The sequence below is a fragment of the Acidovorax sp. genome (assembly GCF_027492855.1).
GTDB lineage: Bacteria > Pseudomonadota > Gammaproteobacteria > Burkholderiales > Burkholderiaceae_C > Acidovorax.
Window position 1 is genome coordinate 1 of record NZ_JAPUDY010000083.1, and the last position, 25,891, is coordinate 25,891.

29 protein-coding genes are annotated in these 25,891 nt (G+C 63.4%); 21 read left to right on the top strand and 8 right to left on the bottom strand.

Annotated features, from left to right (window positions below; genetic code table 11):
* The 9 genes from Q0105_RS16285 to Q0105_RS16325 form a co-directional block, all read left to right on the top strand.
* Positions 1–624: FtsX-like permease family protein (locus Q0105_RS16285; RefSeq protein WP_298213182.1), on the top strand; the 624-nt coding region annotated here is incomplete at its 5' end.
* Between the two features lie 76 nt (positions 625–700).
* The gene (locus tag Q0105_RS16290) at positions 701–952 is read left to right on the top strand and encodes a hypothetical protein (protein WP_298213183.1); all 252 of its coding nucleotides are present in this window, start codon (positions 701–703) and stop codon (positions 950–952) included.
* A 34-nt stretch (positions 953–986) separates the two neighbouring features.
* A complete protein-coding gene (locus tag Q0105_RS16295) occupies positions 987–1,583 on the top strand; it encodes a DUF3299 domain-containing protein (protein ID WP_298213184.1) in 597 nt (198 codons plus the stop codon).
* Between the two features lie 38 nt (positions 1,584–1,621).
* Entirely contained in the window at positions 1,622–2,026 is a 405-nt protein-coding gene (locus Q0105_RS16300) for a hypothetical protein (protein WP_298213185.1), read from the top strand.
* Positions 2,027–2,223: 197 nt separating this feature from the next.
* Positions 2,224–4,353 (top strand): TonB-dependent receptor, encoded by a 2,130-nt coding sequence (locus Q0105_RS16305; RefSeq protein WP_298213186.1) that lies wholly within the window; start codon positions 2,224–2,226, stop codon positions 4,351–4,353.
* Positions 4,354–4,613: 260 nt separating this feature from the next.
* Positions 4,614–5,609: a hypothetical protein gene (locus Q0105_RS16310; protein ID WP_298213187.1), complete on the top strand. Its 996-nt coding sequence runs from the start codon at positions 4,614–4,616 to the stop codon at positions 5,607–5,609.
* A 72-nt stretch (positions 5,610–5,681) separates the two neighbouring features.
* Complete coding sequence (locus Q0105_RS16315) at positions 5,682–6,143, top strand: hypothetical protein (protein ID WP_298213188.1); 462 nt, start codon at positions 5,682–5,684, stop codon at positions 6,141–6,143.
* Positions 6,144–6,577: 434 nt separating this feature from the next.
* Positions 6,578–7,525, top strand: a complete 948-nt coding sequence (locus tag Q0105_RS16320) for a sensor domain-containing diguanylate cyclase (RefSeq protein WP_298213189.1) — start codon at positions 6,578–6,580, stop codon at positions 7,523–7,525.
* Between the two features lie 74 nt (positions 7,526–7,599).
* Complete coding sequence (locus tag Q0105_RS16325) at positions 7,600–8,556, top strand: AEC family transporter (protein WP_298213190.1); 957 nt, start codon at positions 7,600–7,602, stop codon at positions 8,554–8,556.
* A 48-nt stretch (positions 8,557–8,604) separates the two neighbouring features.
* Here Q0105_RS16325 and Q0105_RS16330 read toward each other — a convergent pair whose 3' ends face one another.
* Both Q0105_RS16330 and pdxH read right to left on the bottom strand, forming a co-directional pair.
* Positions 8,605–9,021 carry a hypothetical protein gene (locus tag Q0105_RS16330; protein ID WP_298213191.1) on the bottom strand — a complete coding sequence of 139 codons (417 nt, stop codon included), beginning with the start codon at positions 9,019–9,021 and terminating at the stop codon, positions 8,605–8,607.
* A 57-nt stretch (positions 9,022–9,078) separates the two neighbouring features.
* Positions 9,079–9,717, bottom strand: a complete 639-nt coding sequence (gene pdxH, locus Q0105_RS16335) for a pyridoxamine 5'-phosphate oxidase (RefSeq protein WP_298213192.1) — start codon at positions 9,715–9,717, stop codon at positions 9,079–9,081.
* Between the two features lie 158 nt (positions 9,718–9,875).
* On the opposite strand from pdxH, the gene Q0105_RS16340 reads away from it, so the two are divergent.
* The 4 genes from Q0105_RS16340 to Q0105_RS16355 all read left to right on the top strand — a co-directional run bounded on the left by Q0105_RS16340 (position 9,876) and on the right by Q0105_RS16355 (position 13,868).
* The gene (locus Q0105_RS16340) at positions 9,876–10,448 is read left to right on the top strand and encodes a TetR/AcrR family transcriptional regulator (protein ID WP_298213193.1); all 573 of its coding nucleotides are present in this window, start codon (positions 9,876–9,878) and stop codon (positions 10,446–10,448) included.
* A gap of 157 nt (positions 10,449–10,605) precedes the next feature.
* Entirely contained in the window at positions 10,606–11,067 is a 462-nt protein-coding gene (locus Q0105_RS16345) for a (2Fe-2S)-binding protein (RefSeq protein ID WP_298213194.1), read from the top strand.
* A gap of 18 nt (positions 11,068–11,085) precedes the next feature.
* Positions 11,086–13,371, top strand: coding sequence for a xanthine dehydrogenase family protein molybdopterin-binding subunit (locus Q0105_RS16350; RefSeq protein WP_298213195.1), 2,286 nt, complete (start codon positions 11,086–11,088; stop codon positions 13,369–13,371).
* A gap of 113 nt (positions 13,372–13,484) precedes the next feature.
* Positions 13,485–13,868, top strand: a complete 384-nt coding sequence (locus Q0105_RS16355; RefSeq protein ID WP_298213196.1) for a nuclear transport factor 2 family protein — start codon at positions 13,485–13,487, stop codon at positions 13,866–13,868.
* A 29-nt stretch (positions 13,869–13,897) separates the two neighbouring features.
* Here Q0105_RS16355 and Q0105_RS16360 read toward each other — a convergent pair whose 3' ends face one another.
* Positions 13,898–15,148 carry an alpha-hydroxy acid oxidase gene (locus tag Q0105_RS16360; RefSeq protein ID WP_298213237.1) on the bottom strand — a complete coding sequence of 417 codons (1,251 nt, stop codon included), beginning with the start codon at positions 15,146–15,148 and terminating at the stop codon, positions 13,898–13,900.
* Positions 15,149–15,298: 150 nt separating this feature from the next.
* On the opposite strand from Q0105_RS16360, the gene Q0105_RS16365 reads away from it, so the two are divergent.
* A complete protein-coding gene (locus tag Q0105_RS16365; protein ID WP_298213197.1) occupies positions 15,299–16,198 on the top strand; it encodes a LysR family transcriptional regulator in 900 nt (299 codons plus the stop codon).
* 173 nt (positions 16,199–16,371) lie between these two features.
* A complete protein-coding gene (locus tag Q0105_RS16370; RefSeq protein WP_298213198.1) occupies positions 16,372–18,105 on the top strand; it encodes a methyl-accepting chemotaxis protein in 1,734 nt (577 codons plus the stop codon).
* Positions 18,106–18,163: 58 nt separating this feature from the next.
* Here Q0105_RS16370 and Q0105_RS16375 read toward each other — a convergent pair whose 3' ends face one another.
* Positions 18,164–19,063, bottom strand: coding sequence for a LysR family transcriptional regulator (locus Q0105_RS16375; RefSeq protein WP_298213199.1), 900 nt, complete (start codon positions 19,061–19,063; stop codon positions 18,164–18,166).
* A 102-nt stretch (positions 19,064–19,165) separates the two neighbouring features.
* Between Q0105_RS16375 and Q0105_RS16380 the strand changes: the two genes are divergently transcribed.
* Positions 19,166–19,933 carry an SDR family oxidoreductase gene (locus Q0105_RS16380; protein ID WP_298213200.1) on the top strand — a complete coding sequence of 256 codons (768 nt, stop codon included), beginning with the start codon at positions 19,166–19,168 and terminating at the stop codon, positions 19,931–19,933.
* Between the two features lie 59 nt (positions 19,934–19,992).
* Positions 19,993–20,592 carry a nucleotidyltransferase family protein gene (locus tag Q0105_RS16385; protein ID WP_298213201.1) on the top strand — a complete coding sequence of 200 codons (600 nt, stop codon included), beginning with the start codon at positions 19,993–19,995 and terminating at the stop codon, positions 20,590–20,592.
* Positions 20,593–20,622: 30 nt separating this feature from the next.
* On the opposite strand, the gene Q0105_RS16390 is transcribed toward Q0105_RS16385, so the two are convergent.
* Both Q0105_RS16390 and Q0105_RS16395 read right to left on the bottom strand, forming a co-directional pair.
* Complete coding sequence (locus Q0105_RS16390) at positions 20,623–21,147, bottom strand: superoxide dismutase family protein (protein ID WP_298213202.1); 525 nt, start codon at positions 21,145–21,147, stop codon at positions 20,623–20,625.
* A gap of 101 nt (positions 21,148–21,248) precedes the next feature.
* A complete protein-coding gene (locus Q0105_RS16395) occupies positions 21,249–21,842 on the bottom strand; it encodes a gamma-glutamylcyclotransferase (RefSeq protein WP_298213203.1) in 594 nt (197 codons plus the stop codon).
* Between the two features lie 101 nt (positions 21,843–21,943).
* On the opposite strand from Q0105_RS16395, the gene Q0105_RS16400 reads away from it, so the two are divergent.
* The gene (locus Q0105_RS16400; protein ID WP_298213204.1) at positions 21,944–22,459 is read left to right on the top strand and encodes an OmpA family protein; all 516 of its coding nucleotides are present in this window, start codon (positions 21,944–21,946) and stop codon (positions 22,457–22,459) included.
* Positions 22,460–22,568: 109 nt separating this feature from the next.
* Here the strand turns inward: Q0105_RS16400 and gloA are convergent, their stop codons facing one another.
* Together gloA and Q0105_RS16410 are read right to left on the bottom strand one after the other, a co-directional pair.
* Positions 22,569–22,982 carry a lactoylglutathione lyase gene (gene gloA / locus Q0105_RS16405; RefSeq protein WP_298213205.1) on the bottom strand — a complete coding sequence of 138 codons (414 nt, stop codon included), beginning with the start codon at positions 22,980–22,982 and terminating at the stop codon, positions 22,569–22,571.
* Positions 22,979–23,530, bottom strand: a complete 552-nt coding sequence (locus Q0105_RS16410; protein WP_298213206.1) for a PaaI family thioesterase — start codon at positions 23,528–23,530, stop codon at positions 22,979–22,981. Before Q0105_RS16410 ends, gloA begins: the two co-directional genes overlap by 4 nt.
* A gap of 73 nt (positions 23,531–23,603) precedes the next feature.
* Between Q0105_RS16410 and Q0105_RS16415 the strand changes: the two genes are divergently transcribed.
* The 3 genes from Q0105_RS16415 to Q0105_RS16425 are packed head-to-tail and all read left to right on the top strand — an operon-like array spanning position 23,604 to position 25,889.
* Positions 23,604–24,104 carry a MarR family winged helix-turn-helix transcriptional regulator gene (locus tag Q0105_RS16415; protein ID WP_298213207.1) on the top strand — a complete coding sequence of 167 codons (501 nt, stop codon included), beginning with the start codon at positions 23,604–23,606 and terminating at the stop codon, positions 24,102–24,104.
* Positions 24,094–25,371: an MFS transporter gene (locus Q0105_RS16420; RefSeq protein ID WP_298213208.1), complete on the top strand. Its 1,278-nt coding sequence runs from the start codon at positions 24,094–24,096 to the stop codon at positions 25,369–25,371. The genes Q0105_RS16415 and Q0105_RS16420 overlap by 11 nt, the downstream gene beginning before the upstream one ends.
* A 38-nt stretch (positions 25,372–25,409) precedes the next feature.
* On the top strand, positions 25,410–25,889 hold the full coding sequence (locus tag Q0105_RS16425; RefSeq protein ID WP_298213209.1) for a MaoC family dehydratase: 480 nt from the start codon (positions 25,410–25,412) through the stop codon (positions 25,887–25,889).
* Positions 25,890–25,891 lie beyond the last annotated feature (2 nt).

A 25,891-nucleotide genomic window follows, 5' to 3' on the forward strand; every position in this document is an offset into this window, starting at 1 on the left:
ACCAGCACCGAATCCGTCTGGATGGTGCACGAGACCGCCACGGCCAACGATGCCGAGGACCTGGAGATATTGAAGCAAGAGCGCGAGGTGACCGTGGCCTTGGTGCGCTACCGCACGCCCATGGCCGCCGTCACCTTGCCGCGCCAGGTCAACAGCAACACCGCCATGCAGGCGGCGGCGCCCGCCATCGAAGTCACGCGACTCTTGCGCCTGCTGGGCGTGGGGATTGATGTGCTGCGCGCCTTTGGCGGCGTGCTGCTGGCGGTGGCCGCGCTCAGCGTGTTCATCGCGCTGTGGAACGCCGTGCGCGAGCGCCGGGCAGACCTTGCCATGCTGCGCATGCTGGGCGCGCCACCGGGTCGTGTGGCCGGGCTGGTGCTGTGCGAGGCCCTGTGGCTGGCGGCCATGGCCTCTGCGCTGGGCCTGCTGCTGGGCCATGGCCTAGCACATGGGCTGGGCTGGGCGCTGCAGGCGCAGGGGCTGCTGCCCGTTACGGGCTGGATCTGGCTGCCCGCCGAGGCAGGCGTGCCGCTGCTGGCGGCCGGTGTGGCGGCGCTGGCCGCCTTGTTGCCCGCCATGCAGGCCTATCGCACCGATGTGGCCGATTTGCTGAGCCAGCCCTGACGCAGCTACCGCTACTTATCTATCTATTTATTTATTGCTGATTTCAAACCCAACCAACTGAAATGAAAGGCTTGTCATGAAAAAACGCTTTATCGCTCTTGCCCTGGCGCCCATGCTGCTTGTGGGTGCGCTGGCCCATGCCCAGGCACACAACGACAAGGACACCAAGGAAGACATCGCCCGCCACCGCGCCATGGCCGCCGCGCACGAGGCTGCTGCCAAGTGCCTGGAGTCGGGCAAGGGCCATGACCAGTGCCAGAAAGACCTGCAAGCCGCATGTAAAAGCCTGGCCATCGGAAAATACTGCGGTATGAAGCACGCACACTGAGTGCCTGAGAGTCCTCTTTTTACCCATGCCCGCCATGTCCCAAGCCCTGACCCCCACCTGTCGCCGAACGCTCCACTTCGTCGTTTGGGTGGCCGCCTTGGCCCTGGCTGGCGGTGCGCAGGCCCAGCAAAGTGTTGCCGCCAAGCCTGCTTCAGCGGCAACGCCCGTGCTTTCATCGCCCCTGCCCGAGGGCGCTGGCACGGTGGTGCCGCCCGGTTCGGGCGCGGGCTATCACAGCCCGAACAGCCCGATTGCGCCGCTGCCTCAGCGCAATGACGTGGTTCCCTGGTCGGTGCTGACCGACCTGGGCAAGAAGACCACCAAGGACGGCATCCTGCCCGTGTTCAATGACGTGCAAAAGAGCATGAACAAGACCACGCAGCGCTTCCAGGGTTTCATGATGCCGCTCAAGGTCAGCAAAGCCACGCACACGTACTTTCTGCTCACCTCGGTGCCGCTGACCTGCTCGTTCTGCATCCCCGGCGGGCCTGAGAGCATGATCGAGGTGCGGGCCAAGACGCCCGTGCGTTACTCGTTGGAGCCCGTGGTGGTGGAGGGCACATTCACGCTGCTGTCTGACGACCAGTACGGCCTGTTCTACCGCATGGTGGATGCGGTGCCGGTGAAATAGCCGAGCCTCCTTCTCCAGCCTCGATTTTTTCTTTCTTTGTGACCCGCGCCTTCCACCCGCTCCAACCCACGCGCCGCCTGCAGGCGCGGGTGGCGCAGCGCCTGGCCCTGGCCTGGCTGCTGCTGGCCCTGCTGGTGGCGCCCACACTGGGGCGGCTGCACCAGGTGGCCCACGGCGGCGCGCTCGACCATGTGCATGCCGGGCAGCAGGCCCCGGCAGCGGCAGAGCAGGGCCACGGGCCGTGGCCATCGTCGTTTCTGGCCCACCATGCCCCGGCAGACTGCCTTTTGCTTGACCAGTTGGCGCTGGGCGATGCCTTGCACAGCGCCACCCTGGTGCTGCCCGACGCCGTGCCCCCGCAGGCCCCGCCCCCGCACTCTGCGGGGCGTGCTGGGGTTTCGCACATCGCGCTGTTCCAGGCGCGCGGCCCGCCAGCGGCCTGAAGCGCGGCGCCTTTTACCCCACCTCTGCACTGCTTTCTGCAGGGTTGTTGCATGGCCCTGTGCGGGCGCATGTATTGCGCCTTTTACTCCTGATTTCATAGCTGTTAGCGCTTGACTATCAAGCGCTAGAGGCATTTTTATTCATAGCTTCGTGCCGTGTGGCGCGGGGCTGCATGCCGCTGTCGCAAGCAACCACCATGACCACTTTTTCTCACCCCCTCCGATCCTCTGCTCACCGCCGCCATCCCGCCCTGCGCCCCGTGGCCCTGGCTGCCGCCATGCTGGCGCTGTCGAGCGCGGGCATCACCCAGGTCGCCCAGGCACAGCAGACCGCGCCTGCCGCCGAGGCCGCGCCCAGCCTGCCCTCCGTCACCGTGTCCGCCAGCGGCCTGCAACTGGGCGCCAACGACATGACCACCCCCGCCACCGTGCTCGAGGGCGATGAACTTGTGCGCCGCCGCGAGGCCACGCTGGGCGAAACCTTGAACAGCGAGCCCGGCATCACCAGCAGCCACTTCGGCGCGGGCGCCAGCCGCCCCATCATCCGGGGCATGGATGGCCCGCGTGTCAAGGTGCTGAGCGACGGCGCTGAGCTGCACGACGCCTCCACCATCAGCCCCGACCACGCCGTGGTCTCCGAACCCATGCTCGCCACCCAGATCGAAGTACTGCGCGGCCCATCGGCCCTGGTCTATGGCAACGGCGCCGTGGGCGGCGTGGTCAATGTGCTCGACGGCAAGGTGCCCACCGCTGTCCCACAAAAAGGCTATGAAGGCAGCGCTGAGCTGCGCGCCAACACCGGCGCGCGCGAAGGGGCAGGGGCCTTTTCTCTCACCGGCGGCACCGGCAACCTGGCCGTGCACGTCGAAGGCGTGGCGCGCGACGCAGGCGACTACCGCGTCGGCAAAGGCTGGGCGCCCGAGGGCGAAGCCACCCGCAAGGTGCTGGGCAGCTTCAACCGCACCCACACCGGCAGCGTGGGCTTGTCGTGGGTGGGCGAGCGTGGCTACCTGGGCGCCGCCTATACGCGCCAGGCCGCCAAATACGGCCTGCCGGGCCACAACCACAGCTTTGAAGGCTGCCACACCCACGGCAACCACCTGCACTGCGGCGCCCATGAGGGCGAGGAGGGGGACGGCCATGACCACGATCACGACCATGACCACGGCGAAGTGCCGGTCGTGGACCTGCGCAGCGAGCGCTTTGACATCCGCGGCGAGCTGCGCAACCCGTTCACGGGCTTCTCGGCGCTGCGCTTGCGCGCGGGCGTCACCGACTACGTGCACGACGAGGTCGAGGGCGGCGCCATCGCCACCACCTTCAAGAACAAGGCCTATGATACGCGCATCGAGCTGCAGCACCTGCCGCTGGCAGGCTTCAAGGGGGTGGTAGGCCTGCAAACCTCGCAGCGCAAGTTCAGCGCCGTGGGCGAAGAGGCCTATGTCGAGCCCACCATCACCCGCAAGCTGGGCTTTTTTGCGCTGGAGGAATACCGCCTGGGCGACTGGCGCTTTGAAGCCGCCCTGCGCCACGACCGCCAGACGGCCGAGGCCCTGACCAGCGGCATCGAACGCAGCCACAACGGCACCTCCGCATCGCTGGGCGCGGTGTGGAAGTTCACGCCCGGCTACCAGGTCGGCACCTCGTTCACCCACGCCAGCCGCGCCCCCTCGGCCGAAGAGCTGTACGCACGCGGCCTGCACATGGCCACCAGCACGTACGAGCGCGGCAACGCCGACCTGCGCTCCGAAACATCGCAGAACATCGACGTGAGCCTGAAGAAGACCAGCGGCGACACCACCTTCGGCGTGAGCGTGTTCAGAAACCGCATCAACAACTACATCTACGGCCGCACGCTCGACGCGGTGGATGGCCTGCAACTGCTGCAATACAGCCAAGCCGACGCCACCTTCACCGGCATCGAAGGCCAGGTGCGCCAGCGCATCACGCGCAACCTGGGCATCACCCTGTTCGGCGACACCGTGCGCGCCCGGCTCGCCAGTGGTGGCCTGCTGCCCCGCATCCCCGCCACCCGCGCGGGCCTGCGCCTGGACGCCAACTGGAATGCCTGGGAAGGCCAGATCGAATGGGTGCAAGTGGCCCGCCAAAACCGCGTAGCCGCGTTCGAAACCGCCACGCCGGGTTACGGCATGCTGAACCTGGGGGTGAGCTACAACGGCCAGCTCAGCAGCGGCACGCCTTGGCAGGTGTATTTGAAGGCCAACAACCTGACGGACCGCCTGGCGTATGCGCACACCTCGTTCATCAAGAATGCGGCGCCGTTGATGGGGCGGAGTATTGCGGTGGGGGTGAAGGTGGCGTTTTGATGCGAAGGCGCATGTGAGGCGACCGGGCTGGTGGGGTGGGGCTGCCAGCCTGTGTTCTCTATGAATTCTTGGAGAAAAACGGATGCAGTAGCATCGCGCCGAAGCACCTGCGTTCACTTACCGCCCGGGAGCCTTGGGAGCCTCTACCCCCATGCCGCCATGATTGATATACCCAAAGGGAAAGTGCAGCGGTTCTTTGCCCGACGGATGCGGCTTGATGTGCCGTCGTCTGAATCCGGTTTTCCACTTGGGTTTCATTGATGTCACTTCTCAAACTCATCGGTTTAAAGCCGCACGCTGTCGTTGCGGGCAATTCAGCCCAAGCTGCATCCCAGCGGTTGGTGCGAAAAGTTGAGCAAGGTGCGTATGAAGAGGCTGAGCTGATGCTCTCTAGCGCCAACGATGAAAGTCGTGAACGGCTGATCTACGGATTTGGTGTAAGCAGTGGGTCTGTGCCTTTGGCTGCTACATGGGCAAAAGCATGTTCCCGTTCGTCCCTGGCCCATACGGTGCTGGGTGCGAGCCTCATTACGACAGGCTGGAACATTCGCGGTAGTTCATATGCGAAAGACGTTGATTCAGCTGCGTGGAAGCCATTTTTGGATAGCTTGAAGGATGCCAAGGAGCCGCTGCATATTGCAGCGCGCCTTGACTCTGCATCTGCTGATCCCTATGCATGGCTCATTCACGCAGAATTGGGTGGCGATGCTTCCAGAGAGCATTTGAGCCGTTTGTTTTCAGAGGCAATTTCCCGCGCGCCACTTCATTGGCCAGCGCATTACAAATACTTCACCGCCACAACGCAGAAATGGGGTGGGAGCCATCGCGAAATGTTCAAATTTTCACAGGAGGCCTCACGACATGCGCCCCGTGGAAGCATCATTCATAGTTTGGTGGCATCTTCTTACAACGAATATGTCCTGGCCCATGGACGGGATGGTCTCAAGAAAATACGCTCCAAAGAGCATGCCGACAAAGTAAGCGCAGCGCTCTACGCATGGCTCGACGCAAATCCAAGTACGTTGGGGCAAAAACTCGAAAATCCAAACGGCAGCTTCTTTGGTTATGGCCTCAACCAGTTTGCGGTCGCTTGTTATGCATGCGGGGCTACCAATGAAGCCAAGGAAACCATCAGCGCGCTGAATGGGGAAATCGAAACGATTCCGTGGGTCTGGATCGCAAACGGTCTCCGAGAGCGGATGAACCCAGGCTTTGTTCATGATCGAATTGTGCGAGACCTCGGAAAATCCGCGTAGATCGCAAAATGGCCAAACCGGTCGAAGTACCGCAAGGGCCAGGTTTTATTGTTTGTCTATCAATAACACTGAATGACTTTTGCATTCATCATCGCAGCCTGTTGGGCCACGCTAGGGTGCTTGTTGGCGCGCGCATTCCAACGCACCAGCTACTCACGACTGACAGTGTTCTGGGCTATGTCGACATTTGCGTTCACGTTTGGCAATGAGCTTGCGCTGTTCCCGCTTCTGGGCCAACCCGAAGGCGCGGTCGCTGGCTGTGTAGCAGCCCTCGCCGTACTGATCGCAAATCATTGTTTTGAAGACGCTGAAACGAAAACGGATGCCGCGCCCTGGGAGAAGCCTTTGTTTGCTGGCATGCTTGTCTTGATCGGAGTTGCGACTTCTTTCTCAAGCGGTAAAGCCATTACGCAGTACGCTGAACTCGCGGGTGCCAGCGCCTTCCCCGATATTGTCGGCCCTGCCATCGTAGCGGCTGCAATATTTCCGGCACTGATTGGAGCGACTTTACTTCTTCGACGAAAGCAAACATAGCCTTGAAAAGAAAATATATCCGTATATAGCCACTCGCTGCAGTAAATTTTCCCCAGCTTCGCGGGCTTTTTCGATTAGTTCAAACGTTGAATAGCGGCGCTTCCCTGCCAAACCGCCAAAAGTAATTGGTGTATTTTTGATGACAATAATTGCTTTTCGAATAAGCGGTAGCAGAATTTTTTATCACCATCGATCGTCGTTGATACTGCGCAGAGGAAAGCAGAGCGAGCACAATGGCCCGGCCTTGCGCCAGGCTCCTAGTCCCCGCAAGGCCGCACCAGCCTCACTGCATTGCATGTTCTGCCATCGCCAAAGTGGGCTTTAGCAAGAGCCCTCACAGAATTAAAGTACGCTTCCCTTCATTCTCTGCCGCTGGCGGTCGCCGGACTCGCCTGTGCCGCACCGTTCTCGTATCCACCTGGGAGACATTGACCATGTCCGATATGAACGACATCAATAGTGACAGCGCGGTTTATCAGACCCTTCTGGAATCCACGAAAGCCATTCCCTGGAAGATCGACTGGGCCACCAAGCGGTTTACCTATATCGGCCCGCAGATCGAAGCGCTGCTGGGCTGGAGCCCGGAGAGCTGGATGGGTGTGGAAGACTGGGCCATGCGCATGCACCCCGATGACCGTGACCACGTGGTCAACTTCTGCGTGGCGCAATCGCAAGCCGGGGTGGACCACGAGGCGGATTACCGTGCACTGACCACGAGCAACGGTTATGTGTGGATACGCGACGTGGTGCATGTGGTGCGCAACGACCAGGGCGAGCCAGAGGCGTTGATCGGCTTCATGTTCGACATCAGTGAGCGCAAGAAAACCGAAGAAAAACTGCTCGCGATGCAAAAGGAGCTGGAGGCGCTGTCGTTCAAGGACGGGCTGACCAACATTGCCAACCGGCGCCGGTTTGATGCCAGCCTGGAGCTGGAATGGGAAAGCGCGCGCAGCAACAGGCTGCCTCTGTCCATCCTGATGTTCGACATCGATTTCTTCAAGCAATACAACGACATTTACGGCCATGTCCGGGGTGACAAATGCCTGGTGGAGATCGCGCACACGCTGAGTCTGGCGCTTGATGGCCCGCAGGACCTTGTGGCGCGTTTCGGTGGGGAAGAGTTCATGGTGCTGCTGCCGCGGGCCGATGCCACCGTGGCGCGCAAGGTGGCTGAGCGTTGCCAGCGGCTGATCCGCAAGCTGGCGATTCCCCATGCGCAATCGCCGCACGACCAATTCGTCACCGTCAGCGTGGGTGTGGGCACCATCACTCCGGGGGCTTCGACCACACCTTCCAGCTTCATCGAAGCCGTGGACGGGCAGTTGTATGCGGCCAAAAATAACGGCAGAAACCGGATCGAGGGCGTTCAACTCGCTGTTTGACCGCCCTGCGGCTTTTGGCCCGGTGAGAGACAATCTGCGCCCGTCGTATCTCTGCACTGCTGCGCTCCGTCTCCGTGAACTCCCCCGTCTTTGTCTCGCTGATTCCCGTCGTCCTGTTCATTGCCATAGGCTTTTATGTAGGGCGTCGCAATTGGATTCGGGCCGTGGCCGTGAAGGACCTGGCCAACCTGGTGTTCATGGTGCTTACGCCCGCACTGCTGTTTCGCACCATGAGCTCGGTGCACATCGAAGACCTTAACTTCGGCCCCGTAGGCATCTACTTCGTGGCGTTTGGCATCGTGTACGCGGCCACGCTAGTCGTGCAGGGGTTTACCAGCCTGGGCGCGGCGCGTGCGCTGGCCAATACCTTCAGCAACACGCTGATGATTGGGGTGCCCCTGGTGGGCCTGGTGTTTGGCGATGCGGGGCTGGTTACGCTGTTCACGCTGATCTCGGTGCACTCGCTCATCCTGCTGACGGCCGCCACCGTGGTGTTCGAGCTGGCCGCGGCCCGCGAACATGCGGGGCGGGAGGGCGGGGCGCAGCAGCCTATGTGGCGCACTGTGCTACAGGCCATGCGCAACGGCATCGTGCACCCGGTGCCGCTGCCCATCATCGCGGGCCTGTTGTTCGCCCAAACCGGCCTGGTGTTGCCCGAGGTGGTGGACAAGCCGCTGCAACTGCTGGGCCAGGCACTCGGCCCCATTGCGCTGCTGCTGGTGGGGGTGACGCTGGCCTTTACCAAGGTGGGCCACCATTTCAAGGCGGCCATGCGCATTGCGCTCGTCAAATGTGTGGTGCACCCCATGGTGCTGGCGGCCCTGGGCTGGGCGCTGGGCCTTTCGGGCCTGCCGCTGGCCGTGATGATCGTGGCGGCCTCGCTGCCCGTGGGGGCGAATGTGTTTTTGTTTTCGCAGCGCTATGGCGTGGCCGAGGACGAGGTGACAGCCAGCGTGGCGGTGTCTACCGCACTGGGGTTGGTGACGATGCCGGTGGTGATATTGGCGGTGACGCGGTGGGTGGTGGGGTGACCACTGCAACTGTGCACCAATCAACCGCTCAGCAGACTCTTTGAGCGACTACGCATCGTTGAACAAGCTGCGAATTTCGTCCTCGCGCGACTCAGGTGCGATATGCAAAAGCAGCGTCGCGCGCAGCTCTGCAAAGGGGTGCTCTGCGAAATGCTTGCAGAAATGCATGACCTCCTGCAGTGACTGGTTGTCATGCCATGAGGTCAGCACAAAGCTCTCATCCGGTATTTCTCCATAAGCGAACTGCTCGATATTGGCCCAGTCAACGGAGTCGTCCCAGGAACTGCAGCCAGGGCCCCAGGCCATCATGTACAGACAGCCTGAGCGCACTAGCCATTCGCTCACGGCGTTTTGCCAGAGAGCGGGCACTTCCGACTCGATCATGACCAGGACACGAAAGCGCTCCAGCGAAAGAGTGGGTAAATCAGTGCCAGTTTGAAGATGCAGATAGGCGATGTCAGACATGGAGTCTCGCCCGATGTGACAAGGGGCCGCTGTCACAGTCAATATTAATAGCAGGGCTCACGGCGCCAACCGCTCCCGCACCCATTCCCCCCCATCCAACCGATACCGCAACCGGTCATGCAGCCGGCTCTTGCGCCCTTGCCAAAACTCCCACTGGTCGGGCTTCAAGCGGTAGCCGCCCCAGTGTGGCGGGCGGGGCGGTTTCAGCAAAAACTGCGCGCCGTATTTGGCGGCATTGGTCACCAACACGCTGCGCCCCGGTATGACCTGGCTTTGCGGGCTGGCCCAGGCGCCGATGCGTGAGTCGAGCGGGCGGCTGTTGAAGTATTCGTCGCTCTCCGCGTCGCTGACCTTTTCCACCACGCCCTCGATACGCACCACGCGCTCCAGCTCCACCCAGTGGAACTGCAAGGCTGCGTAGGGGTTGCCTGCAATCTGACGGCCCTTGCGGCTGTCGTAGTTGGTGAACCAGACGATGCCGCGCTCGTCGTAGCCCTTGATGAGCACGATGCGGGTGCTGGGGCGCAGGTCGCTGCCCACAGTGGCCAGGGTCATGGCGTTGGGCTCGGGCACTTGGGCGCTGATGGCTTCTTTGAGCCACTGGTCAAACTGCTGCTGGGGGGCGGCGTGTGAGGCGTCTTCGTTGAGTTCGGCGCGCTCGTAGCTCTTGCGAAGGTCGGCGATGGAGGTGGTCATGGGCACGATTGTGCACGCCGGGGGCTGAGAACCTGTTCAATGTCTTTTTGGATCCAAAAAAGACATTGAACAGGTTCTTAGGGTCGGCATTGCTTCAAAAAGCCGCTTGAGTGGCATCAATTGTTGTCGAATTGTTGTTCGCTTATAGTGAAGGCGCCATGAAACCCAAAGACGACGAGAAGCAGCGCGCCATTGCCCAGGCCACCTTTGACCTGGTGGCTCAAACGGGCCTGAGCGGCCTGACCATGGCCGAGATCGCGCGCACCGCTGGCATGGCTACGAGCACGCTGTATGTGTACTACCCGTCCAAGGACGAGCTCATCAGCCAGCTCTACCAGGATGCCAAGACGGTGACTGCTGCCCGCATCATGGAGGGCGTGGTGCCCGGCACGCCTTACCGGGCACGGGTGCGGCGCATTTGGGGCAACCTGTTGCGCCACCGGCTGGACCAATATGCCGAAGTAATTTTCCAGGAGCAGTACTACAACTCGCCCTGGTTCACCGAGGGCAACCGCGAGTTTTCGACGCGCCTGATGGCAGGCTTTTTTGCGCTGATGGAAGAAGGCCAGCAGCAGGAGATCCTCAAGGCCGTGCCCATCCCGCTGCTCACGGCCAGCCTGGTGGGATCGGTGCGCGAAACCGGTAATTTGATCCGCACCAAGGTATTGCCTGATGAAGAGGCGGTGCACAAAATGGCGTTTGGGTTGTGCTGGGACGCACTCAAAGCCTAAGGATGTTGAAAAAGTCGAACACGAGCACGAATTGCCAATTTCAGTTTTAATCGAATAAATATTCTCTTAAAACAACAATTCCTGCGGCGCCCCTGGCCGCAACTGCCTGCGCCGTCCTTTTCAGGCGCCGTCTTTCCTACAACAGGAGCTCCCCACGATGCCCACCTTGAACATCAACGGCAAAGACACTGCGGTCGATGCCGACGAATCCACGCCCATCCTCTGGGCCTTGCGCGACACGCTGGGCATGACCGGCACCAAGTTTGGCTGCGGCCAGGCCTTGTGCGGCGCCTGCACGGTGCACCTGAACGGTGCGCCGATTCGATCCTGCGTCACACCCATCTCGGCCGCTGCGGGCCAGAAGATCACCACCGTCGAAGCCATCACGTCCAGTGACAAAGTGGGCAAGGCCGTGCATGCCGCCTGGGTCAAACACGACGTAGCGCAGTGCGGCTACTGCCAAAGCGGCCAGATCATGAGCGCTACCGCGCTGCTCAAGGGCAAGAAGAAGCCGAGCGATGCCGATATCGACGCTGCCATGGCGGGCAATGTGTGTCGCTGCGGTACCTATGTGCGCATCCGCGCCGCCATTCACGACGCTGCCAAGACCCTGGCTTGATTGAAGAAGGAGAACACCATGCACTTCGACACCCATGCCTTGCAAGCCGCCCGTGAAAACATGCCAAAAGGACTTCTGGCGCTTATGGATAAAGCGCAAGCAGCTACTAATTCAATAGCATTTGATGCTCCGAATGGTGTGGCGCGCCGCACCTTCCTCAAGGTATCTGCAGCTTCGGGCTTTGCGCTGGGCGCGTTTCCGCTGGCGGCGGGGGCGCAGGGCGCCGCAGCAGCGGCTCCCGCTGGCCTGAAGCCGTTCGAGCAGCCATCGGCCTTCGTGCGCATCGACACCGATGGCACGGTCACCGTCACCATCAATCGGCTGGATTTTGGCCAGGGCGTGCAGACCGGCCTGCCCATGATCCTGTCCGAAGAGCTGGATGCCGACTGGAGCAAGGTGCGCAGCGTGCACGGCGACGCGAACCCGGCCTATGCAGACCCCATCCTGGGCTTGCAGATCACGGGCGGCTCCAATTCCATCAAAAACTCCTACACCCAATACCGCGAACTGGGCGCCCGCACCCGCGCCATGCTGGTGGCAGCCGCTGCGGCGCAGTGGGGCGTGGATGCCTCGGCGCTGCGCACCAGCAACGGCTTCGTCGTCGGCCCCGGTGGTAAGAAACTGGGCTATGGCCAGCTTGCCGAAGCGGCCATGAAGCAGCCCGTGCCCGAGAAGGTCACCCTTAAAGACCCCAAGCAATTTCGCATCATCGGCAAGCCCACCGGGCGGCTGGACGCCAAAGCCAAGTCCAGCGGCCAGCAGGGCTACGGCATTGACGTGCGCTTGCCCGGCATGCTCACGGCCGTGGTGGCCCATCCACCAGTGTTTGGTGCCAAGCTGAAATCGCTGGACGACAGCGCCGCCAAGGCCATCAAGGGCGTAAAGGCCGTGCTGCGCGTGCCCACAGACCGGGGCGGCGAGGGCGTGGCTATCGTGGCCGACGGCTACTGGCCCGCCAAGCAGGGGCGCGATGCACTCAAGGCGGAATGGGATACGGGCGCGGTTGGCAAGGCCGACAGCACCCAGATGCTCGCCCAGTACCGCGAGCTGGCCGCCAAACCCGGCAATGTGGCGATGCAGGCCGACATGGCGCCGCTGGCAGGGGCCGCGCACAAGATCAGTGCCGAGTTCACGTTCCCGTACCTGGCGCATGCACCCATGGAGCCGCTCAACTGCACGGTGAAACTCGATGGAGACAAGGCCGAGCTCTGGATGGGTACCCAGATGGCGGCCTTGGACGGCATGGCCGCTGCACGCGTGCTGGGCCTCTCGCCGCAGAACGTGAAGGTCAACACGCAGATGGCCGGCGGCGGCTTTGGCCGCCGCGGTATTCCCACCAGCGACTACGTGGTGGAGGCCTGCGGCGTGGCCAAGGCCGCGCGCGCGGCAGGCATCACCGCCCCCGTGCGCATGCTCTGGAGCCGCGAGGACGACGTCAAGGGCGGCTACTACCGCCCCATGCACGTGCACCGCGCCGAGATCGGGTTCGATGCACAGGGCAAGATCCTGGCGTGGGACCATGTCATCGTGGGCCAGTCCATCACCAAGGGCTCGCCGTTCGAGGCTTTCATGATCAAAGACGGGGTGGATGCCACGGCCATCGAAGGCATGAAGGAGCCCTACGACGTGCCCATGAAGCTGTCGGTGCACCACCCCGATGTGAACGTGCCCGTGCTCTGGTGGCGCAGTGTGGGCTCCACCCACACGGCCTACGTCATGGAAACGCTGATCGACGAAGTCGCCCGCACCACCAAGCAAGACCCCGTGGCCTACCGCATGGGCCTGATGGGCGACAAGCACCCGCGCCACAAGGCCGCACTGCAACTGGCCGTGGCGCAATCGGGCTATGGCAAGAAGAAGCTCGCCCCCGGCCGCGCCTGGGGCGTGGCGGTGCACGAATCCTTTCAGTCGGTCGTGGCCTATGTGGTCGAGGCCTCGGTGAGCAAAGACGGCACGCCCAAGCTGTACAACATTACGGCAGGCGTGCACTGCAACCTGGCGGTCAACCCCAAAAGCGTGGAAGCGCAAGTGCAGGGCGGGGCGCTGATGGGCCTGTCGATGTGCCTGCCCGGCGCGGCCATCACGCTCAAGGATGGCGTGGTGGAGCAAAGCAATTTCGGCGATTTCGTCGTGCCGCGCATCACCGACATGCCTTCCCAGGTGGCCGTGCACATTGTGCCCAGTGCCGACCCGCCCACGGGCATGGGCGAGCCTGGCTTGCCGCCACTGGCACCGGCGTTTGCCAATGCAATAGCGCGGCTGACGGGGAAGGCGCCGAGGGATCTGCCGTTTAAGCTGGGATGATGGCGTGAACGTGGACATACCGGGCCTGGGGGCGGCCCGGTGTGTTCGCAAGCCGCACGGACTGGTTTCGTTGCGACTTTTGTCAGGCCACTTTTAATCAACAAGGGAACAAGATGGCAGACGACAACACACTGACCGGCCTTGTGGATGCCTACTGCAATGTTTGGTGTGAGCCCGATCCAGCGCTTCGGCGCCAGCAATTGGCAGCGATATGGGCATCGAACGCCACTTACACAGACCCAACGGTTCATGCTGCCTGCGGCGACGAGCTCCTTGCGCACATCACAAAAGTGCTGGCTCGACGTCCAGGATCCAAAGTAAGAAGAACGAGCAACGTGGACGAGCATCACGGATGTGTTCGTTTTGCTTGGCATGTCGTTCAATCCGATGGGACGTCGCTGCCTGAGGGAATCGATTTCTTGGAGGTTAATGCCAAAGGCGAGATCCAGCGGGTCATTGGATTCTTCGGCCCATTAACGAGGTCGGCAGATCCATGAGCGACTCAGCCAATGCCGCAGGTCTCTGTTTAGCTCTGCAAGGGGTACGCAGCGCAGGGCACTGACGGGGCAGCGAGCGCCCAGGGCGCTTGCTTGTCCAGCAGATGCCCAGGCCCCAGGTCTGCACAGGCATTAGCGCCCAACATGGCGAGGTTGCGGTCCACTTCGGCGCGCAGCAGGTCGATGGCGGCGGCGACACCGGCCTCGCCGTCCACCGCCGCTGCATAGTTGAAGGGGCGGCCCACAAACACGGCTTGTGCGCCCAACGCCAGGGCCTTCACCACGTCGGTGCCGCGGCGGATGCCGCCGTCCAGCATCACCACCATGGCGCCACCGGCTTGCTCAGCAATCGCGGGCAGCACCCGCAGCGGCGCCACGGCACCGTCGAGTTGGCGGCCGCCGTGGTTGCTGACGATGATGCCATCTACGCCATGCTGGCGCGCCAAGGCCGCATCGAGCGGGCTCAGGATGCCCTTGACCACCAGGGGCCCGCGCCACAGGCGTCGAATGCGGGCGATGTGGCTCCAGTCAAAGTGGTCGCGCTCGGCAAAGTCGCGCTGCACGCGCGATGAAAGAATGGGCGCGCCCCGCTCGGCAAACGAGTTTTCGAAATGTGGCATGCCATGGCTCGCCAGTGTGCGCAGCAGTGTGCCCACCAGCCAGCGCGGGCGCACCAGGCCGTCCCACGCCAGGCGCAGGCCGGGGCGTAGCGGGGTAGAGAAGCCCGCGCGGATGTTGTTCTCTCGGTTGCCTGCCACGGGGATGTCCACCGTCACCACCAGGGTCTCCACACCCGCCTCCGCCACACGCTGCAGCAGTGCGTCGATGCGCTCGGGCGTGCCGGGCAGGTAGGCCTGAAACCAGGTGCCGGGGGCTGCGTCCATCACTTCCTCCAGACGAATCAGCGAGCTGCCGCTGAGCACCGCAGGAACCCGCGCCGCCGCTGCGGCCCGCGCCAGCACCACATCGCCTCGGTAGGCCGACAGCGCCGCAATGCCCATGGGCGCGATGCCGAAGGGGCTGGCGTAGCGCCTGCCAAACAGCGTCACCCCTTGCTGGCGCTGCGCCACGTTGCACAGCACGCGTGGCACCAGGGCCAACTCGTCAAAGGCGTGCCGGTTGTCGGCCAGCGCGCGGTTGTCTTCAGCCGCACCAGCCACGTAGCCAAAGATGGGGCGCGGGAGCACGCGGCGGGCGGCGGCTTCGAAATCATCGAGCGAAAGCAGGTTGCGGGTGCGCCCACTGCGGTTTGCGCCGTTGAAGGCCTGCCAGGCGTTGATGGAGGAGTTGGGGAGAGTGGGGGAGGGGGTGGACACGGTGTGCTTCCAGTCTGAAGAAGAGAGAGTCGAAGGCAGTGTCTGGAATCCATAGAGATCAAGAAAGCGAATTTATTAATATCCAGTCATTCGCCAAATAGAAACAAATAAGCCATGACTCTCAAACAGCTCGAAGCCTTCTACTGGGCAGCCACCTGCAGCAGCTTTGCCATGGCCGCCGAGCGTGTGCACTTGTCGGTGTCGTCTTTGTCCAAGCGCATTGCCGAGCTGGAGGCATCGCTGGGGCAGGTGCTGTTCGACCGGGGCGGGCACCGTGCGGCACTGACCGAGGCAGGCACGCGCCTGGTGCCGCTGGCTGGTGCGCTGCTGCAGCAGGCCGACCGCTTGCACCAGGAGATGGGCCACACCACCGGCCTGCGCGGCCTTTGCCGCCTGGGCGTGGGCGAGCTCACGGCCCTGACCTGGCTGCCGCGCTTGGTGGCAGCCATCGCCAGCGCGCACCCGGCGCTGGAGGTGAGCGTGCATGTGGATGTGGGTGCGGCCCTGGCCGAGCGGCTGGAAAAGGGCGAGCTGGATGTGGCCGTGATCGCAGGCCCTGCAAGCCGCGGCGCTCTGACCTCGGTGCCACTGGCGCAAGCCAGCTTCACCTGGTGCGCATGCCCTGATATCGCCGCAGGCTTGCCCTGCATGGATGCCGAGGCGCTGCAGTCCCATCCACTGGTGATGTTGCCGCAGGGTTCGGGCGTGATGCACATTGTTGACAATTGGCTGCGGCTGGCTGGAGCGCACCCCGCGCGCCGTCTGGTCTGCAATCAATGGGGCGCCATCGTAGGTCTGCTGGCACATGGCAGTGGCATTGGTCTGCTGCCCCAGGGCTGGGCGCAGGCCCTGTGCAGCCGTGGGGTGCTGCAGGAGTTGCCCAGCCCCGTGCCCCTGGGGCAGCTGGCCTACGGGCTGCATAGCCGACGCGATGACCTGCGGCCTTTGGTGGGGGCGCTGCGCGGGCTGGCCGTGGAGCAGGCGGATTTCACGGTGGCGAGCAGCGCTTTTTGACTGCGGTGGGTCGGATAGCGGGCCGAGGCCATGGCTTGGGATGTGACTCGAATCCTTGCGAATTACATCTGGTTACCGCTCTTGACGGGCATGAAGTGCTCAGCCACATTGAGATTGAAATCAACGGATTGTTGTTGAATTCACGTCATGTCTACCCCAAAGGTCAACACAATATGAACAAGCTCAAAATTTCAACCCGCTTGGCCTTGCTCATCGTCTTCATGGGCATGATTACCGTGGGTATCGGGTGGCTCGGCCTGCGCGCCGCATCGCTGTCCAACGAAGCACTCGACGTTACCTACAACGACCGCATGGTGCCCGTGGGCGATCTTTCGCTCATTCAGCGTGGCGTCGTGACGAACCTGCTAGAAGCGTCGCTGGCTCTCTTGAATCCGCAGCCCGAATACATCGACAAGCAGGTGGCCCAGATCAACACCCGTTTGGGAGAACTTGATGTCCTCTGGAAAAAATACCGCTCCACGCAACTGACGGCTGAAGAGACCAAGCTGGCTGAGCGCTTTGAGGCCACCCGCGCCAAGTTTCGTACGGAAGGGCTTGCTCCCATGATGCAGGCGCTGAAGGCCAAGGACATCGAGGGCGCCAAGAAGGTCGCTGAGAGCAAGGTGCTCCCGCTGTACACCCCGGTGATCAAGGACATCGATGCGCTGATCGCGTTCCAGTATGAGCTGACCAAGACGGACTTCCATGACTCTGTGGTGGTCTACAACACCAACCGCAATATCGCCGTGGCAGCCCTCGTCATCGCGGTGCTTGCCGCATCGCTGTTTGGCTGGGTGCTGATCCGGGGTATCTCGCAGTCGCTGGGCCAGGCACTGAATCTGTCGCAGGCCGTGGCCAAGGGGGACCTGACCTTCCGTGTCGATGCCAGTGGCAAGGACGAAGTCTCCGCAGTGTTGAGAGCTCTTGCAGAGATGCAAGGGAACCTCATGCAGATCGTGTCGCGCGTGCGCCTGGGGGCGGATGCGGTGTCCACCGCCAGTGCCGAGATCGCCCAGGGCAACCACGATCTGTCCAGCCGCACCGAAAGCCAGGCCAGCTCGCTGGAAGAAACGGCGGCCAGCATGGAAGAACTCAGCTCCACCGTGCGCCAAAACGCCGACAACGCCCAGGCGGGCAATCAGTTGGCCCAGAATGCCTCGGGTGTGGCCGTCCAGGGCGGTGAGGTGGTGTCGCAGGTGGTGGACACCATGAAGGGCATCAACGACAGCTCGCGCAAGATCGCGGACATCATCTCGGTGATCGATGGCATTGCGTTCCAGACCAACATCCTCGCGCTCAACGCCGCCGTGGAAGCGGCCCGCGCTGGCGAGCAAGGCCGGGGCTTTGCGGTGGTGGCAGGCGAGGTGCGCACCCTGGCACAGCGCAGCGCCGCAGCGGCCAAGGAGATCAAGGGGCTGATCACCGACAGCGTCAACCGGGTCGAGCAAGGGTCTGCGTTGGTGGACAAGGCGGGCGCCACCATGCAGGAGGTGGTCTCCAGCATCCGCCGGGTGACCGACATCATGGCCGAGATCAGTGCCGCCAGCCGCGAGCAGAGCGAGGGCGTGGGCCAGATCGGCGAGGCGGTGCAGAACATGGACCACGCCACGCAGCAGAACGCAGCGCTGGTCGAGCAGATGGCGGCCGCAGCGGGTAGCCTCAACAACCAGGCGGCGGACCTGGTGCAGACGGTCTCGGTTTTCAAGATCGACAGCCAGGCCACCAATGCGGGCGCGCCGTTCATCGCCAAAGCGCCTGTTGCGGCGCCACGCAAGCCCGTGGCCGCGCCGCAGGCGGCACGCAAGCCTGCCACCTTGTCACCGGCCACACTGGGCCATTCCGCACCACCCAAGGCCGCCACGGCGGCCAAGTCCAAGTCGGATGACGACGACTGGGCATCGTTTTGAGCCTGTCTGTGTGAACGGCGCCGGCCGATAAGCAAGGCCGGGCGCCCTTTCCTTTTTATCAGCGGTGTGGTTTGAACTGTGCCGCGACAAGCTCCACAAAGGCGCGCAGTGTGGCCGTCGGCAACTTGCGGCTTGGGTAATACAAGTAAAAGCCCGGAATCGGCGGGCACCAGTCTTCCAGCACCCCCACCAAAGCACCGCTGGCCAGGGCTGCGCGGGCATAGGGCTCGTACACGTAGGCAAAACCTACACCCGCGAGCGCGGCCTCCAGCATGAGCGGCATCTCGCCCACCGTAAGGCGCCCCTCCACGTTGACCGTGATTTTCTCGCCCGCTTTCTCGAACTCCCACGCATAACGAGCGCCGCTTGGAAATCGGATGCGCACACAGGGCATGGCGAGCAGGTCGCGTGGCGTGCGGGGTGTCCCTGCGCGTGCCAGCAATGCAGGAGATCCCACCACCATCAGGCGCTGCGCCGGGCCGAGGGGCAGGGCCACCATGTCCTGCTGCAGGCTCTCGCCATAACGCACACCGGCATCAAAACCACCTTCCACAATGTCGACAAAACCATCGTCCAAAACGAGTTCTACCTCGGCCTTGGGATGGCGCGCTAGAAACTCGGCCACCAGCGGGCCAAGCACCAACTCGCCAGCCGGGCGGGGCGCATTGATGCGCAGGAGGCCCTGTGGTGTGTCGCGGAATTCGTTGATGCCGTCGATGGCCGATGCGATGTCCTGCAGCGCTGGGGCGACCCGGTCCAGCAGTTGGCGGCCTGCGGGCGTCAGCGCCACGCTGCGTGTGGTGCGGCTGAACATGCGCACGCCCAAACGTTCTTCGATAGACCGCACGGCATGGCTCACGGCTGAGGCCGAGAGGCCCAGCTCCTGCGCCGCCATGCGAAAGCTCAGGCGACGGGCGACGGTGCTGAGCAGCTTGAGATCGGCCAGGTCGAGATTCATTAATGAATCATATTCACCAACCAATCCATTTTTTAACTATTTATCCATTCTTATTGCGTCAATAAGCTACCCGCTGATTTGCACAAACCAAGGAGAAACAGCATGCAAAACAGCGAATGGAGCCTTGCCGGAAAGGCGATTTTGGTGACTGGTGCGTCGTCCGGCATTGGGGCCGCCACGGCCATTGCGCTGGGGCGCCAGCACGCCAGGGTTGTGCTGGCTGCGCGCCGCGTCGTCGATTGCGAGGCGGTGGCCAAGCAAGTGCAAGCCGCTGGCGGCGAGGCCTGGGTCACGCCCGTCGATGTAGCCGACGAGGCCAGCGTGCAGCGCTGCGTTGACGCAGCCGTGCAGCATTTCGGCAGGCTGGATGGGGCCTTCAACAATGCGGGCATGCTCGGCCTGGGCGCATCACTGCACACGCTGGCGGCGGCTGACGTGCAGGCGGTGTTGCAAGCCAACGTGATGGGCATCTTCCATGCAATGAAACACCAGATCGCCGCCATGCTGGCGAGCGGCGGTGGCGCGATCGTGAACAACCTGTCCATCTCGTCCGAGGTGGCCTTTGCGGGCATCGCGGCCTACACCGCCAGCAAACATGCGGCCCTGGGCCTCACGCGCAATGCTGCGTTGGAGTATTTTCAGCAAGGCATCCGGGTCAATGCCGTAAGCCCTGGGCCCACCATCACGCCCATGGCGCTGGCGGGCTTTGGCAGCGAGGACAACATGCGCGCGGCCATGCAGGCATCGCCTGCAGGCAGGCCCGCGCGGCCTGAAGAAATCGCTGCGCCAGTGCTGTTTCTGCTCTCTGAGGCCGCCAGCTTTGTGAGCGGGCACAACCTGGTGGTGGACGGAGGCTACACGCTGGCTTGAGCGCAGGCGATTCGCCGTTCCATTCACCGTTCCATTCGCCATTCCCTTAGCATGTGGCGATGCCTATCCAGACTGCAGCAGTTGCTCCTCTCACAAAACGCCCCGCGTTTGCAAAGCCCGTCGTGCTGGTTCTTGCCTCGGGCCGGGGCGAACGGTTTGCCGCATCGGGCGGCGCCGTGCACAAGCTGCGTGCGCTGCTGGCAGGCCAGCATGTGCTGGAGCACACACTGACCGCCGTGCGCGCCAGCGGCTTGCCCTGGCATTTGGAGGATGCGGGGCACCCCGGCATGGGGGATTCGATTGCGGCGGCTGTGCGTGCCACCACCGATGCACCCGGCTGGCTGGTGCTGCCGGGCGATCTGCCGCTGGTCCAGCCCGACACGTTGCGCACACTGGCCGACGCGCTGGCATCAGGCTGCGCCGTGGTGGTGCCGGAGTTCGACGGCGAACGGGGCCACCCTGTGGGGTTTGCGGCCGAGTGCCTTCAGGATTTGCAGGCCCTTACGGGCGAACAGGGTGCGGCCAGCGTGGTGCGCAAACACGCCCAGCAGGGCAGGGTGCTGCGGGTAGCGGTGCAAGACGAGGGCACGGTGACCGACGTGGACACCGTGCAGGATCTGGAGCACGCAGAGCGCTTGCTGGCGGCCCGCCGCTGCTGATGCAGCGAGCGCGTTCGGTTGGTTGGTCCGTTACTTTGCCGTGATGACGGCGCAGGCTACGCGTGGACCTGCGTTGCCGGTGGGCTGGGTCTTGTAGTCGTCCGGATCGCGGTGAACGATCAAGCCCTTGCCGACGATGTCGGTGGTAGGCCCGGCAACGCTGATGCTGTGCGACACGAAGCTGAATGTGGCCACACCTTGTTTGTTCGCCTTGAGGCTGGGCAGATCGCCCGTGTGGTGATCGCCCGCGCCGTGCGAACCATGGGCTTTGCCCGTGGGGTTGAAATGCCCGCCGGTGCTCATGCCGTCGCCACTGGAGCAGTCGCCCTTTTCATGGATGTGGAAGCCGTGCTCGGCGTCCGGCTTGAGGCCACGCACTTCACCCGACACCTGCACCCCGTCGCGGGTCTGGACAAATGCTACGGTGCCGCTGGTGGTGTTGCCGCGCGTGGGCTCCAGTTGGGCGGTGGCCCGGTTACCCGACTGGTGCGACGCGCAGCCCACCAGCGCCACGGCGGCCAGCGACGACAGGGCAAAAGCGAAACGGACATTCATGGTTTAAATTCCTTGGTGTGCGGTGGAAGGGTGGGGTATTGAACCCGGCGGCAGGGCACAGTCTGGCCACCCACCGCAGGCCTGTCCAGAAAAAATATGCGTTATGTATTTTTTCGGGCTATGGCAATCAAGCGCGCCAAGGCTCGGTCGTGGATGCCGAGCTTGCGCAATTCGTCATAGGTGGCCTGGGCGTAGTCGTGTGTGGTGCCATAGCGCCCGCAGGCCTGCTCGAAAATGCGGCGGTACTCGTGGTCGGGCAGCACACCCGTGTGATTGGGGCTTTTGCGCGACAGGGTGAAGGCCAGCGCACTCACCGGGCCCTGGGGCGTGTGGCTGGTAAGCCAGCGCGGGTCATACACGGCGGTGACCATTTCGCGCTGCCACAAATCGACCATCACCTGGCGTGCATGTGCCTTGTCCACCCGAAACACCATGCCCCGGCAACTGCCCCCCGAGAGCATGCCGAACACCAGGCCAGGGCACTCGGGCGTGCCCCGGTTGATGCGGCTCCACATCTTGAGCGCGCGGTGCCAGCCGTGCACGGTGGCAGGGCGGCGCTCCAGGTAGTCAAAATCAGGGCGCCAGATGAGCGAGCCGTAGCCAAATACCCACAGATCCTGGTGGCCGCCCCATTCCTTGAGGGCGCGCTCCAGCATCGGGGCCGGATCGCGCAGCGGAGGTGGGAAGTTCGTCATGGCGGCACTCTACAATCGAAGGCTTTGTTCAGCATGCCGGGGCAGCCATTGCGAAGGTCTGCCACGGCCACACCACTTTTTTATCACTCTGGGGATTTTCAATGTCTAGTTCTGACGACGATAGCCAACAACGTTTTGCCCTTGGTTTCCTGTTTGCGCTGATTGCGCTGGTGATTTCTGCGGTGGTGGGCACCGTGGTGGTCAAGCGCATGGGCGCTTCGGGTGCCGCCAAGCCCGCCGCAGCGGTGGCGGCCGAAGCAGCGCCGATGGCTGTCATTGTCGATGAAGCCAGCGTGCGCGTTGAAAACGGCGTGGTGAAGTTCTACTTTGCCAGCGCCAAGGCCGAGCTGGTGCCCGGCGCCAACGAAGTCCTGGTCGATGTGGTCAAGGGCGTCGCTGAAGGCAAGAAGGCCGTGGTGTCTGGCTTCCACGACGCCACGGGCGACGCCGCCTTGAATGTCGAGCTGGCCAAGCAGCGCGCGCTGGCCGTGCGCGAAGCCCTGAAGGCCCTGGGCGTGGCGGAAGACCGCATCGAGCTCAAGAAGCCTGAAGAAACCACGGCCAGCGGCAGCAGCGCCGAAGCCCGCCGCGTGGAAGTGGTCCTGAGCGCGCAGTAATCGCCACTGCCGCACCCATAAAAAACCCGGCATTGCCGGGTTTTTTATGGTCAAAAGTGCCTCTACCGCTTATTCATCAAGCGCAAGCAGCTATAAATTAGATAGCAAATCAGCGCAAACCTGTCCCCAAAGCGCCCTCGGCGCGCTGGATGAGCTCGATTTTGTAGCCGTCCGGATCGGTGACAAAAGCGATCACCGTGGTGCCGCCCTTGACGGGGCCTGCTTCACGCGTCACGTTGCCGCCAGACGCACGGATCTTTTCACACGCTGCATACGCATCCGGCACGCCCAGGGCGATGTGGCCGTAGGCCGTGCCCAGTTCATAGCTTTCCACGCCCCAGTTGTAGGTCAGCTCGATCTCGGCCTGGCCGGGGTTGCCGCCCTCAAAGCCCACAAAGGCCAGCGAGTATTTGTACTCGGGGTTTTCGGACTGGCGCAGCAGTTGCATGCCCAGCACCTGGGTGTAGAAATCAATCGAGCGTTGAAGGTTGCCAACGCGCAGCATCGTGTGGAGGAGTTTCATCCCTTTGATTGTGCAGGCATGTCAAAAACCAGGCAGGTGGTGGTGGCGTGGGCGTACAGCGTGCCGTCCGGCCCCACCAGGCGCGCCTCGGCGGTGGCCAACTGGCGGCCGCAATGGATCACGCGGCCCTCGGCGCGCACGCGCTGCACCTTGGGCGTGAGGGCCTTTACCAGGTTGATGCCCAGCTCGGCCGTGGTGTAACCGCGCCCCGGCTCCATGCGCGTGTGCACGGCACAGCCCAGGGCCGAGTCGAGCAGGGTGGCGAACCAGCCCCCGTGCACGGTGCCCATGGGGTTGAAATGCGCCACGCCCGGAGTGCCCTGGAAGATGGCCGTGCCTTCGCCCACCTCCACCAGCAGAAAATCCAGCGTCTTGGCAATGGCGGCATAGGGCAGCTCGCCGCGCAGCATGGCCTGCATTTGCTGCAGGCCGCTCAGGTGGGCGATCTGCTCGCGCCGGGCCACGCCGGGGCCGGGGCCCGCGTCCAACCTGACGAGGACGTCGCGCTCCTGGGCCAGCCAGTGTTCGAGTTGGTTGTGTTGGGTCATGGGGTTTCCTGCTTGTTGTGGTGATTGAAACGAATGTATTGCATATGCAATTATTGCAGATACAATTAAATCCATGCAAGCCGACACTCCCATCCTTGAGCCAGCCGTACCACCCATCGCCGCCACGGTGCCACGGGGGTGCACCAATTTCAAGTTGCGCCAGCTGATGCGCCGCCTGGCCCACCACTACGACGTCGAGATGGCGAAGTGTGGGCTCAAGACCACGCAATATTCGCTGCTGTCGCATGCGCTCAACCTCGGCCCCATCCGCCCCAGCGATCTGGCGGCGGCCATGAAGATGGATGCATCCACGCTCACGCGCAACCTGCGCCCGCTGGTGGACGCGGGCTGGGTGACGCTGGAGGCGGGCGCCGATGCCCGCAGCCGCCTGGTGCACATCACCGACGCGGGCCGCGACAAGCGCGCCGACGCATTGCGCCACTGGAAGACCGCGCAAGTGGCGCTGAACAATGCCCTGGGTGTGGAACGTGTGATGGCGCTGCATAGCTTGGTGGACGATTCGCTCGCCTTGTTGGCGGCGCTGCCCGAGCAGGAGGCTGGCGATGGCGAATAACCACTCCCCGAACACCCCTCACACAGCGGCAAAGTCCGCTGCACCACTGGCCCTGTGGCTGGTGCTGCTGGCGGCGGCGGGCACCTTTGCGCTGACCATGGGTACGCGCCAGACCATGGGCCTCTTCCTGTCGGCGCTGAACACCTCCACGGCGCTTGGTATCGGCAGCATCAGCCTGGCGTTTGCCTTCGGCCAGCTTTGGTGGGGCCTGACCCAGCCCTTTGCAGGCGCCGTGGCCGACCGCATCGGCACGGGCCGCGTCATTTTGCTGGGCGTAGCGCTGGTGGCGCTGGGCACGTTCATCACGCCTTATATGACCACCACGGCGGGCCTGATCTTCGCCATCGGTGTGCTGGCGGCAGGCGGGGCAGGGATGGCCGGCCCCTCGGTGCTGATGGCCGCCACGGCGCGCCTGGTGCCCGCCCACCAGCGCGGCCTGGCCAGTGGCATCGTCAATGCGGGTGGCTCGTTTGGCCAGTTCATCATGGCGCCCATCGCCATCAGCCTCACGGCGGCCGTGGGCTGGGCCAGCGCCATGCAGTGGCTGGGCATCATGGTGCTGCTGGCGCTGCCAGCGGTGTGGGCGCTCAAGGGCAATGCCAACGCGCTCGCGGCGCAGGCCGCCGCAGCATCCGGCCAAAAGGCGCTGACCGCCCGCGAGGCCATTGCCCAGGCGCTGGCCACGCCCAGCTACCGCTATCTGGCGATCGGCTTTTTGGTGTGCGGCTTTCATGTGGCCTTTCTGGCCACCCATCTGCCCGGTGTGATCGCAGCCTGCGGGCTGCCGCCTGAAGTGGGCGGCTGGGCGCTGGCGGTGATTGGCCTGTTCAACATCGTCGGCAGCCTGGCCATGGGCTGGGCCGTGGGGCGCTGGCGCATGAAGTCGCTGTTGGCGCTGCTGTATGCCACGCGCGGCGTGGCGGTGCTGATCTTTCTGCTGGCGCCCAAGACGCCCGCCGTGGTGATGGTTTTTGCTGCCGTGATGGGCGTGACGTTTCTCTCCACCGTGCCGCCCACGGCGGGGCTGGTGGCCAAGATGTTCGGCACTGCCAACATGGCAATGTTGTTCGGCATCGTGATGCTGTCGCACCAGATCGGCGGGTTTCTGGGCGCGTATCTGGGTGGCACGGTTTTTCAGGCCACGGGCAGCTATGACTGGGTTTGGTACATCGACATCGCCTTGGCTGCAGGCGCCGCACTGGTGAACCTGCCCATCCGCGAGGCGCGCCCGGTGCGCCCCACAAGCCCTGCGGCCCATGCGGCCTGAGAAAGATCAATCCACCCATTCAGACAAAGGGATTTTTCATGACCGACCACCAGGCCGCCAAGCCTTCATCCGCCCCCATCTATCTGGACGACCTTACCGTGGGGGACCGCTTCACCAGCGGCGAGCACGCCATGGACGAAGCCCAGATCAAGGCGTTTGCCGCGCAGTTCGACCCGCAACCCTTTCACCTGGATGACGATGCGGCCCGCGCCACATTGTTTCAAGGGCTGGCCGCCAGCGGTTGGCACACGGCGGCCGTCACCATGCGCCTGCAAGTGACGAGCGGCCTGCCCATTGCGGGCGGCATCATCGGGGCAGGGGGCGAACTGAGCTGGCCCCGCCCCACGCGCGCCACCGATGTGTTGCATGTGGTGAGCGAGGTCATGCAGATACAGCCCTCCAAGTCCAAGCCCGACCGCGGCATGGTCACCGTGCGCAGCGAAACCCGCAACCAGCATGGCGATGTGGTGCAGGTGTCCACCGTGCGCATCGTGGTGCCGCGCAGGCCCGGCGCCTGAAG